Origin of the sequence: Bacillus cereus group sp. MYBK195-1 (assembly GCF_051916605.1) — a bacterium.
Taxonomy (GTDB): domain Bacteria; phylum Bacillota; class Bacilli; order Bacillales; family Bacillaceae_G; genus Bacillus_A; species Bacillus_A cereus.
The window spans coordinates 200,573-211,588 of sequence record NZ_JBQAGZ010000009.1 but is presented as its reverse complement, the minus strand read 5'-3'; the positions used below and the strand labels follow the sequence as shown (position 1 = coordinate 211,588).

Here is an 11,016-nt window from a genome sequence, read left to right as displayed (position 1 = left end):
AAGCTAGTAAGATCCCTGAAAGATGATCAGGTTGATAGGTTCGAGGTGGAAGCATGGTGACATGTGGAGCTGACGAATACTAATAGATCGAGGACTTAACCATATAATATGTAGCAATGTTATCTAGTTTTGAAGGAATATGCCTTCATAGTTTGGTGATGATGGCAGAGAGGTCACACCCGTTCCCATACCGAACACGGAAGTTAAGCTCTCTAGCGCCGATGGTAGTTGGGACCTTGTCCCTGTGAGAGTAGGACGTCGCCAAGCAAGAACCTAAGTCATTTCGACTTAGGTTTTTTTGTGTTTATTTTTATTTACCGAATGCTATAATCCATAAATTTAATAAAGCTAAAGACGAAAAAGAATGAAATAGCCACTAAAGTAATACTTAAAATAGGACACATTATTTCTATCATAAGTATATATTTTAAATAATCAGATGCTATAAATAAGTATTTAATAATTACAGAAATTACTGCAATAGAGAAAAATAAATAGGATAATAGCATAGTTCTTTCTTTAACAGTTATCCTCCTTAGAAATTAAATCGTTATAATAATACAAGAGTGTATATATTTCGATTTAAAACATACTGAAGTGCCATTTAAAAGATTATACGTAAAATAGATGTCTAGAAATATATATTCTAATTCCCTTTTCTTCTTGCATATAGTTGCAATTCTTCTTTTGAATATAACTAAAACACGAACGTTATTGACTACTAATAAAAAAACATTCGATTATTTATTGACATTGTTTATGAAATATTGTTAATATAACCATAGAAACAATAATATAAGACCTCATATAATCGCGGGGATATGGCCTGCAAGTCTCTACCTAACGACCGTTATTCGTTAGACTATGAGGGAAAGTCACTCGGTATTTTTCTATTCACAAGGGATACGTATGCCTGAGTAGAGCGCTTTCTCTCATAGTAAAAGAGAAACTGTTCTATTTCAGGCTTTTTTTATTTGAATCGGGGGGATTCTAATATGAAATCACTAGTTGGAGTCATAATGGGAAGTACGTCAGACTGGGAAACAATGAAATATGCTTGTGACATTTTAGATGAATTAAATATACCGTATGAGAAAAAAGTTGTATCCGCTCATCGGACTCCGGATTATATGTTTGAATATGCAGAGACGGCTCGTGAACGTGGATTGAAAGTTATTATTGCTGGAGCTGGTGGAGCAGCACATTTACCAGGAATGGTTGCAGCGAAGACAAATCTTCCTGTAATTGGAGTTCCAGTTCAATCAAAAGCATTAAACGGCTTAGATTCATTATTATCCATCGTCCAAATGCCAGGAGGTGTTCCAGTTGCAACTGTTGCAATTGGTAAAGCCGGTTCAACGAATGCTGGATTACTTGCCGCACAAATACTTGGATCATTCCATGATGACATACATGATGCATTAGAATTGAGACGAGAAGCGATTGAAAAAGATGTGCGTGAAGGTAGTGAGCTAGTATGACGAGAATCATTTTACCTGGAAAAACAATCGGCATTATTGGAGGCGGCCAGCTAGGAAGAATGATGGCATTGGCAGCTAAGGAGATGGGATATAAAATTGCTGTTTTAGATCCTACAAAGCATTCGCCATGTGCACAAGTTGCTGATATTGAAATTGTTGCACCATATGATGATTTAAAAGCAATTCAGCATTTAGCAGAGATAAGTGATGTTGTCACATATGAATTTGAGAATATTGATTATAGATGTTTACAATGGCTTGAAAAACATGCGTACTTACCACAAGGTAGTCAGTTGTTAAATACAACGCAAAATCGTTTTACAGAAAAGAATGCGATTGAGAAGGCTGGGTTACCAGTAGCAACGTATAGACTAGTTCAAAATCAAGATCAGCTTACAGAAGCAATTGCTGAGTTATCATTCCCTTCCGTCTTAAAAACGACGACAGGTGGATATGATGGGAAAGGGCAAGTTGTTTTAAGAAGAGAAGCTGATGTTGAGGCAGCAAGAAATCTTGTGGATAAAGCAGAATGTATTTTAGAGAAATGGGTGCCTTTTGAAAAAGAAGTATCAGTTATTGTGATTCGTAGTGTAAGTGGTGAAACAAAAGTGTTTCCAGTAGCAGAAAATATTCATGTAAATAACATTTTACATGAATCTATCGTTCCAGCTCGCATTACAGAAGAGCTTTCTCAAAAAGCAATTGCTTATGCAAAGGTACTTGCGGATGAATTAGAACTTGTGGGAACACTAGCTGTAGAGATGTTTGCTACAGATAATGGTGAGATTTATATTAATGAATTAGCGCCACGACCTCACAATTCAGGACACTATACACAGGATGCATGTGAGACGAGTCAATTTGGTCAACATATTCGAGCAATCTGTAATTTACCTCTAGGAGAAACAAATTTGTTAAAACCAGTTGTCATGGTAAACATTTTAGGCGAACATATAGAAGGGGTCCTAAGACAAGTGAATAGATTAACCGGGTGCTATTTACACTTGTATGGAAAAGAAGAAGCAAAAGCACAGCGAAAAATGGGGCATGTTAATATTTTAAATGATAATATTGAAGTCGCTCTAGAAAAAGCGAAGAGTTTGCATATTTGGGACCATCAAGAACAACTGTTGGAGGGAAAAAGATGATTAGTCGTTATACACGCCCTGAAATGGGTGCGATTTGGACGGAAGAGAACAAATTTAAAGCGTGGTTAGAAGTTGAGATTTTAGCTTGTGAAGCATGGGCTGAGCTTGGCGATATTCCAAAAGAAGATGTTAAAAAAATTCGTGAACATGCATCATTTGATATTGATCGTATTTATGAAATTGAAAAAGAAACACGTCATGACGTAGTTGCATTCACTCGTGCTGTATCAGAAACGCCAGCATTAGGCGAAGAACGTAAATGGGTTCATTACGGTTTAACATCTACAGACGTAGTAGATACAGCATTATCTTACATCTTAAAACAAGCGAATGAAATTATATTAAAAGACTTAGAGAACTTTGTAAGCATTTTAGCTAACAAAGCGAAAGAGCATAAATACACAATCATGATGGGAAGAACACATGGTGTTCATGCAGAACCAACGACATTTGGTTTAAAACTTGGTCTTTGGTATGAAGAAATGAAACGTAACGTAGAGCGTTTCAAACAAGCTGCTGATACAGTTCGTGTTGGTAAACTATCTGGTGCGGTTGGTACATATGCAAATATCGATCCATTCGTAGAAAAATATGTTTGTGAAAATTTAGGATTAGAAGCAGCACCAATTTCAACACAAACATTGCAACGTGATCGTCATGCACACTACATGTCAACACTTGCACTAATTGCAACATCTATCGAAAAGATGGCAGTTGAGATTCGTGGTTTACAAAAGAGTGAAACACGTGAAGTTGAAGAAGCTTTCGCAAAAGGTCAAAAAGGTTCTTCTGCAATGCCACATAAACGTAATCCAATTGGTTCTGAAAATATGACTGGTTTAGCTCGTGTTATCCGCGGTTATATGATGACAGCTTACGAAAATGTTCCATTATGGCATGAGCGTGACATTTCTCACTCTTCGGCAGAACGCGTAATTTTACCAGATGCTACAATCGCATTAAATTACATGTTAAATCGCTTTGGTAATATCGTTAAAAACTTAACTGTATACCCAGAGAATATGAAACGCAATATGACAAGAACATACGGCTTAATTTATTCTCAGCGCGTAATGCTTACACTAATTGACAAAGGTATGGTACGTGAAGAAGCTTATGATATCGTACAGCCTAAAGCGATGGAAGCTTGGGAAACACAAGTACAATTTAAAGAGCTTGTAGAAGCTGATGAGCGTATTACAAGCAAGTTAACACAAGAAGAAATTAATGAATGCTTCAACTATGAGCATCATATGCAACACGTTGATACAATCTTTGAACGCCTTGGATTAAACGAAGCGTAAAATTTCATATGGCACAGAATAGAGTCATTCTGTGCCATTCTTTATAAAAACATTATTCACATTTTTCAAACTACAGGGGGCTTGCGAAATGCAAAAGCTAGAATTGCTGTATGAAGGTAAGGCAAAAAGAATTTATCGTACAGAATCAGCAGATATGGTTTGGGTAGAGTACAAAGATAGTGCGACTGCTTTCAATGGGGAGAAAAAAGAGACGATTACAGGAAAAGGTCGTTTGAACAATGAAATTACAACTTTATTGTTCAGAAAGTTACAAGAAGTGGGAATTAAAACGCATTTTGTTGAGAAGTTATCTGAAACAGAACAACTTGTTAAAAAAGTGAGTATTATTCCTTTAGAAGTTGTCACAAGAAATGTAATTGCAGGAAGTCTTTCAAAACGATTAGGAATGGAAGAGGGAACTGTACTTGCAGAACCAATCGTAGAATTTTACTTCAAAGATGATGATTTAGGAGATCCGCTTGTAACGGAAGATCATATTCGTGTATTAAACGTTGCATCACCAGAGCAAGTAAGTGTATTACGAGATATGGCTCTACAAATCAATCAAGTGTTGATTGATCATTTCGCAAGCTGTCGTGTAAGATTAGTAGATTTCAAATTAGAGTTTGGTGTAACGGAAGAAGGAGAAATCATTTTAGCGGATGAAATTTCACCAGATACTTGCCGTTTATGGGATGAAACGAGCAATGAAAAGTTTGATAAAGACGTATTCCGTCGTGATCTTGGAAATTTAACAGATGCTTATGAAGAGATTTTAAAACGTTTAGGGGGAATTTCACATGTATAAAGTTAAGGTATATGTAACATTAAGAGAGAGCGTATTAGATCCACAAGGAACAGCAGTAAAAGGAGCACTTCATAGTCTTTCATTCACAGAAGTACAAGATGTTCGAATCGGAAAGTACATGGAACTAACAATTGATAAATCTGTATCTGATTTAGATAGCAAGGTAAAGGAAATGTGTGAAAAACTATTAGCGAACGTTGTAATGGAAGACTTCCGTTATGAAGTTGAGGAGGTTGTCGCACAGTGAAATTTGCCGTAATAGTATTTCCGGGTTCGAACTGTGATGTCGATATGTTCCATGCAATTAAAGATGAGCTTGGCGAAGAAGTAGATTACGTTTGGCACGATACAGAGAATTTAGATGAATATGATGCAATTCTACTACCAGGTGGATTTTCTTATGGTGACTACTTACGCTGCGGTGCTATCTCTCGCTTTGCTAATGCAATGAAAGCAGTGCAAAAAGCTGCTGAGCAAGGAAAGCCGATTTTAGGTGTATGTAATGGATTCCAGATTCTTGTTGAATCAGGATTACTACCAGGAGCGTTAATGAGAAACGAAAACTTAAAATTTATGTGTCGCACTGTTCAGTTGCGAGTTGAAAATAATGAAACGATGTTTACATCACAATATGGAAAAAATGAAGTAATTAATATTCCAATTGCGCATGGTGAGGGGAATTACTATTGTGATGAAGCGACTCTTAAACAATTAGAAGAGAACAATCAAATCGCATTCCGTTACGTAGAAAACCCTAACGGTAGCGTTTCAGATATTGCTGGTATTGTAAATGAAAAAGGAAATGTACTTGGTATGATGCCACACCCAGAGCGTGCTGTAGATGAATTACTTGGCGGTGCTGAAGGGTTAAAAGTCTTTCAATCTATCTTAAAACAGTGGAGGGAAACATATGTCGTTAATGCTTGAACCAAATCCAACACAAATTAAAGAAGAGCGTATATATGCGGAAATGGGGCTAACAGACGAAGAGTTTGCCATGGTTGAAAAGATTTTAGGTCGTCTGCCAAATTATACAGAAACAGGGTTATTCTCTGTAATGTGGTCTGAACATTGTAGTTATAAAAATTCGAAACCAGTTCTTCGTAAGTTTCCAACTACAGGTGAGCGCGTTCTGCAAGGACCTGGAGAAGGTGCTGGAATTGTAGATATCGGTGATAATCAAGCAGTTGTATTTAAAATGGAAAGTCATAACCATCCTTCAGCTATTGAACCATATCAAGGAGCTGCAACAGGTGTTGGTGGTATTATTCGTGACGTATTCTCTATGGGAGCACGTCCGGTAGCTCTATTAAACTCACTTCGTTTCGGTGAATTACAGTCACCACGTGTGAAATATTTATTCGAAGAAGTAGTAGCAGGAATTGCAGGATACGGTAACTGCATCGGTATTCCGACTGTTGGCGGCGAAGTACAATTTGATCCATGTTATGAAGGAAATCCACTTGTAAATGCAATGTGCGTAGGTTTGATTAACCACGAAGACATTAAAAAAGGGCAAGCGCACGGTGCTGGTAACACAGTAATGTACGTAGGAGCATCAACTGGTCGTGACGGTATTCACGGTGCAACATTCGCGTCGGAAGAACTATCTGAAAGCTCAGAAGCGAAACGTCCAGCGGTTCAAGTAGGGGATCCATTTATGGAAAAACTTCTTATTGAAGCGTGTTTAGAATTAATTCAATCTGATGCACTTGTTGGAATTCAAGATATGGGTGCGGCTGGTTTAACATCATCATCTGCAGAAATGGCAAGTAAAGCAGGAATGGGTATTGAAATGTACTTAGATGATGTACCACAGCGTGAAACAGGAATGACACCATATGAAATGATGCTATCTGAATCACAAGAGCGTATGTTAATTGTCGTGAAAAAAGGTAGAGAACAAGAAATAGTAGATTTATTTGAGAAGTATGGTCTTGCAGCGGTTACGATGGGGAAAGTAACAGAAGATAAAATGCTTCGTTTATTCCATAAAGGTGAAAAGGTAGCTGAAGTTCCAGCAGATGCTTTAGCAGAAGAAGCACCAATTTATCATAAGCCATCAAAAGAAGCAGCATACTTTGCTGAATTCCAAGCAATGAAAATGGAAACGCCAAAAGTAGAAAATTATAAAGACGCGTTATTTGCTTTATTACAGCAACCAACAATTGCAAGTAAAGAGTGGGTATACGATCAATACGATTACCAGGTTCGCACAAGCACAGTTGTTACGCCAGGTTCAGATGCTGCAGTTGTACGTGTACGCGGTACAGAAAAAGGATTAGCAATGACGACAGATTGTAACTCTCGCTACATTTATCTAGACCCAGAGATGGGCGGTAAAATTGCAGTAGCAGAGGCAGCGCGTAATATCGTATGTTCTGGCGGAGAGCCACTTGCAATTACAGATTGCTTAAACTTCGGTAACCCAGAAAAACCAGAAATCTTCTGGCAGATTGAGAAATCAGTAGACGGTATGAGTGAAGCTTGTCGCACATTACAAACACCAGTTATCGGCGGAAACGTATCGATGTATAACGAGCGTAGTGGTGAAGCTGTATATCCAACACCAACTGTTGGGATGGTGGGACTTGTGCATGACTTAAAACATGTAACAACACAAGAGTTTAAGCAAGCTGGTGATTTAGTGTATGTAATTGGTGAGACGAAAGCTGAGTTTGGCGGAAGTGAATTACAGAAAATGATTCACGGCAAAATTTTCGGTCAATCACCAAGTATCGATTTAGATGTAGAATTAAAACGCCAAAAACAAGTATTAGAAGCAATTCAGGCTGGTCTTGTTCAATCTGCACATGATGTTGCTGAAGGTGGTTTAGCAGTTGCGATTTCAGAAAGTGCAATTGGTGCTAAAGGCTTAGGTGCTACTGTGAAATTAGATGGAGAAGCAACAGCAGCATTATTCGCTGAATCACAGTCTCGCTTCGTGATAACTGTAAAACGTGAAAATAAAGAGGCGTTTGAGAAAGCAGTAGAAGCAATCCAAGTTGGAGAAGTAACAAGTACAAATGAAGTAACAATTCATAATGAAGAAAATGAAGTATTACTTACAGCAAATGTAGATGAAATGAGAAAGGCTTGGAAAGGGGCAATCCCATGCTTGCTGAAATAAAGGGGTTAAACGAAGAATGTGGCGTTTTCGGAATTTGGGGGCATGAAAATGCAGCACAAGTTTCATACTACGGATTGCACAGTTTACAGCACCGTGGGCAAGAAGGCGCAGGCATTGTCGTAAATAATGGGGAAAAAATCGTCGGTCACAAGGGGTTAGGTTTAATATCAGAAGTGTTTTCAAGAGGTGAGCTAGAAGGATTAAATGGAAAATCAGCAATCGGACATGTACGATATGCAACAGCTGGTGGAAGTGAAGTTGCTAACGTTCAACCATTGTTGTTCCGTTTTTCCGATCATAGTATGGCGTTAGCTCATAACGGAAATTTAATTAACGCAAAAATGCTTCGTCGTGAATTAGAAGCAGAGGGCAGTATTTTTCAAACTAGTTCAGATACAGAAGTACTTTTACATCTTATTAAACGTAGCACGAAAGATTCTTTAATTGAAAGTGTAAAAGAGGCTTTAAATAAAGTGAAAGGTGCGTTTGCGTATCTTTTACTAACTGGAAATGAAATGATCGTTGCATTAGATCCGAATGGGTTCCGTCCGCTTTCAATTGGAAAGATGGGGGATGCTTACGTTGTAGCATCTGAAACATGTGCTTTTGATGTAGTAGGTGCAACATACATTCGTGATGTAGAACCGGGTGAATTACTTATCATTAATGATGAAGGAATTCACGTAGATCGTTTCACAAACGATGTAGAACATGCAATTTGTAGTATGGAATATATTTACTTTGCACGACCAGATTCTAATATTGCAGGCGTTAATGTTCATGCAGCACGTAAGAATATGGGGAAACGTTTAGCGGCAGAAGCTCCTATTGAAGCAGATGTTGTTACTGGTGTACCAGACTCTAGTATTTCAGCTGCGATTGGCTATGCGGAGGCGACAGGTATTCCATATGAGTTAGGATTAATTAAAAATCGTTACGTTGGACGTACGTTTATTCAACCTTCTCAAGAACTGCGCGAGCAAGGGGTTAAGATGAAGCTTTCCGCAGTAAGAGGTGTAGTTGAAGGGAAACGAGTTGTTATGATTGATGACTCTATCGTAAGAGGAACGACAAGTAAACGAATTGTTCGTATGCTTCGTGAGGCTGGAGCGACAGAAGTTCACGTAAGAATTGCTTCACCACCTCTGAAATATCCATGTTTCTATGGCATTGATATTCAAACGAGAAAAGAATTAATTGCAGCAAATCATACAGTAGAAGAAATCCGTGAAATGATCGGAGCAGATTCTTTAACATTTTTAAGTGAAGATGGATTAGTAGATGCAATTGGACGTCCATATGAAGGGAAATATGGCGGCCTATGCATGGCTTACTTTAATGGGGACTATCCAACAGCTCTTTATGATTATGAGCAAGAGCTTTTAGAAAGCATGAAATAAGAAAAGTGAGAAAAGCTTCTACTTCTTTTGATGTAGAAGCTAGATCCTTTCTTAAAATAGCCCGCCCTGGATGGGGAGAAATTAAAAGACGAGGTGTAAATAACGATGGCGAATGCATATAAGCAAGCAGGAGTAGATATTGAAGCTGGATATGAAGCGGTATCTCGCATGAAAAAACACGTACAAACAACTATGAGAAAAGAAGTACTAGGCGGTTTAGGCGGTTTTGGAGGTATGTTTGATCTATCAAAATTTGCATTAGAAGAACCTGTATTAGTATCTGGAACAGATGGCGTGGGAACGAAATTGATGCTCGCTTTTATGGCAGATAAACATGATACAATTGGTATTGATGCAGTAGCAATGTGTGTAAATGATATTGTTGTCCAAGGAGCAGAGCCGCTTTTCTTCCTTGATTATATTGCTTGTGGTAAAGCTGAACCTAGTAAAATTGAAAACATCGTCAAAGGTATATCAGAGGGCTGTCGCCAAGCTGGTTGTGCATTAATCGGTGGAGAAACAGCTGAAATGCCAGGAATGTATTCTACGGAAGAATATGATTTAGCTGGTTTTACAGTTGGGATTGTTGATAAAAAGAAAATTGTAACAGGTGAAAAGATTGAAGCTGGTCACGTGCTAATTGGCTTAGCATCTAGCGGTATTCATAGCAATGGTTACTCTTTAGTACGAAAAGTGTTACTAGAAGATGGAGAACTATCTTTAGAGCGTATTTATGGCCGCTTAGAACTACCTCTTGGTGAAGAATTATTAAAACCAACGAAAGTTTATGTCAAACCTATTTTAGAACTATTGAAGAAACATGAAGTATACGGTATGGCGCATATTACAGGTGGCGGATTTATTGAAAATATTCCACGCATGTTGCCAGAAGGAATCGGTGCTGAGATTGAACTAGGATCTTGGGAAATTCAGCCGATCTTTAGTTTGCTTCAAGAAGTTGGAAAACTGGAAGAGAAAGAAATGTTCAATATTTTTAACATGGGTATTGGTATGGTAGTAGCAGTGAAGGAAGAAGATGCAAAAGATGTTGTTCGTCTTCTTGAAGAGCAAGGAGAAATGGCTCGTATTATTGGACGTACTATACAAGGAGCTGGCGTTACTTTTAATGGGGGCACAGCACTATGAGTAGATTAGCAGTTTTTGCTTCTGGAAGCGGATCTAACTTTCAATCTCTCGTTAATGCGGTAGAAGAAAAAAGATTGGATGCAGAAATTAGTTTATTAGTATGTGATAAACCAGAAGCACGCGCTGTTGGACGGGCAAATTATCATCATATTCCGTGTTTTGCTTTTTCAGCGAAAGCATATGAGTCAAAAGAAGCGTTTGAAAAAGAGATATTAAAGAAGCTAGAAGAATATGAAATTGATTATGTTATTTTAGCTGGATATATGCGTTTAATCGGGCCGACGTTATTAGAAGCATACGGCGGGAAGATTATTAATATTCATCCATCATTACTACCGAGCTTTCCGGGTAAAGATGCTGTCGGTCAAGCGTTAGAAGCAGGTGTGAAAGTAACTGGAGTAACAATTCATTATGTAGATGCAGGTATGGATACAGGGCCAATTATTGCACAAGAAGCAGTGGCTGTTTCTGAAGGGGATACGAGAGAAAGCTTACAAAAGAAAATTCAACAAGTTGAACATAAATTATACGTAAATACAGTGAATCAAATTGTTCAGTCTGTGAAAGAATCAACTGTTAACTAACATACAACCAGGGGT

The 11,016-nt window shown here is 38.1% G+C and carries 10 protein-coding genes, 2 rRNA genes, 1 pseudogene and 1 riboswitch; of the genes and pseudogenes, 12 read left to right on the top strand and 1 reads right to left on the bottom strand.

The annotated features are described in order from the left end of the window. Positions 1 to 103 (top strand): 23S ribosomal RNA (locus ACTFRY_RS26280); the annotation flags it as partial. A gap of 48 nt (positions 104 to 151) precedes the next feature. Then, positions 152 to 267, top strand: a 5S ribosomal RNA gene (gene rrf, locus ACTFRY_RS26275). Positions 268 to 310: 43 nt separating this feature from the next. Here the strand turns inward: rrf and ACTFRY_RS26270 are convergent. Then, positions 311 to 509: pseudogene (locus ACTFRY_RS26270) on the bottom strand (hypothetical protein). 274 nt (positions 510 to 783) lie between these two features. Beyond that, a riboswitch (purine riboswitch) is annotated at positions 784 to 885 on the top strand. A 110-nt stretch (positions 886 to 995) separates the two neighbouring features. Between ACTFRY_RS26270 and purE the strand changes: the two are divergent. The 10 genes from purE (at position 996) to purN (ending at position 11,001) form a co-directional block, all read left to right on the top strand. Continuing rightward, entirely contained in the window at positions 996 to 1,481 is a 486-nt protein-coding gene (purE, locus tag ACTFRY_RS26265; protein WP_000839367.1) for a 5-(carboxyamino)imidazole ribonucleotide mutase, read from the top strand. Then, a complete protein-coding gene (gene purK / locus ACTFRY_RS26260; RefSeq protein ID WP_000196769.1) occupies positions 1,478 to 2,629 on the top strand; it encodes a 5-(carboxyamino)imidazole ribonucleotide synthase in 1,152 nt (383 codons plus the stop codon). The genes purE and purK overlap by 4 nt, the downstream gene beginning before the upstream one ends. After that, positions 2,626 to 3,933: an adenylosuccinate lyase gene (gene purB, locus ACTFRY_RS26255; protein WP_000625682.1), complete on the top strand. Its 1,308-nt coding sequence runs from the start codon at positions 2,626 to 2,628 to the stop codon at positions 3,931 to 3,933. The genes purK and purB overlap by 4 nt, the downstream gene beginning before the upstream one ends. Positions 3,934 to 4,021: 88 nt before the next feature. Further along, positions 4,022 to 4,741, top strand: a complete 720-nt coding sequence (gene purC / locus ACTFRY_RS26250; RefSeq protein WP_001170544.1) for a phosphoribosylaminoimidazolesuccinocarboxamide synthase — start codon at positions 4,022 to 4,024, stop codon at positions 4,739 to 4,741. Further along, a complete protein-coding gene (gene purS, locus ACTFRY_RS26245; RefSeq protein WP_000278823.1) occupies positions 4,734 to 4,988 on the top strand; it encodes a phosphoribosylformylglycinamidine synthase subunit PurS in 255 nt (84 codons plus the stop codon). The genes purC and purS overlap by 8 nt, the downstream gene beginning before the upstream one ends. Then, the gene (purQ, locus tag ACTFRY_RS26240) at positions 4,985 to 5,668 is read left to right on the top strand and encodes a phosphoribosylformylglycinamidine synthase subunit PurQ (protein ID WP_000666790.1); all 684 of its coding nucleotides are present in this window, start codon (positions 4,985 to 4,987) and stop codon (positions 5,666 to 5,668) included. Before purS ends, purQ begins: the two co-directional genes overlap by 4 nt. Further along, entirely contained in the window at positions 5,652 to 7,871 is a 2,220-nt protein-coding gene (purL, locus tag ACTFRY_RS26235; RefSeq protein WP_000055558.1) for a phosphoribosylformylglycinamidine synthase II, read from the top strand. The genes purQ and purL overlap by 17 nt, the downstream gene beginning before the upstream one ends. Next, positions 7,856 to 9,271 carry an amidophosphoribosyltransferase gene (gene purF, locus ACTFRY_RS26230; protein ID WP_000879025.1) on the top strand — a complete coding sequence of 472 codons (1,416 nt, stop codon included), beginning with the start codon at positions 7,856 to 7,858 and terminating at the stop codon, positions 9,269 to 9,271. Before purL ends, purF begins: the two co-directional genes overlap by 16 nt. Before the next feature lie 105 nt (positions 9,272 to 9,376). Continuing rightward, positions 9,377 to 10,417 carry a phosphoribosylformylglycinamidine cyclo-ligase gene (gene purM, locus ACTFRY_RS26225; protein WP_098616531.1) on the top strand — a complete coding sequence of 347 codons (1,041 nt, stop codon included), beginning with the start codon at positions 9,377 to 9,379 and terminating at the stop codon, positions 10,415 to 10,417. Next, entirely contained in the window at positions 10,414 to 11,001 is a 588-nt protein-coding gene (gene purN / locus ACTFRY_RS26220) for a phosphoribosylglycinamide formyltransferase (RefSeq protein ID WP_044795604.1), read from the top strand. The genes purM and purN overlap by 4 nt, the downstream gene beginning before the upstream one ends. Positions 11,002 to 11,016: the final 15 nt, after the last annotated feature.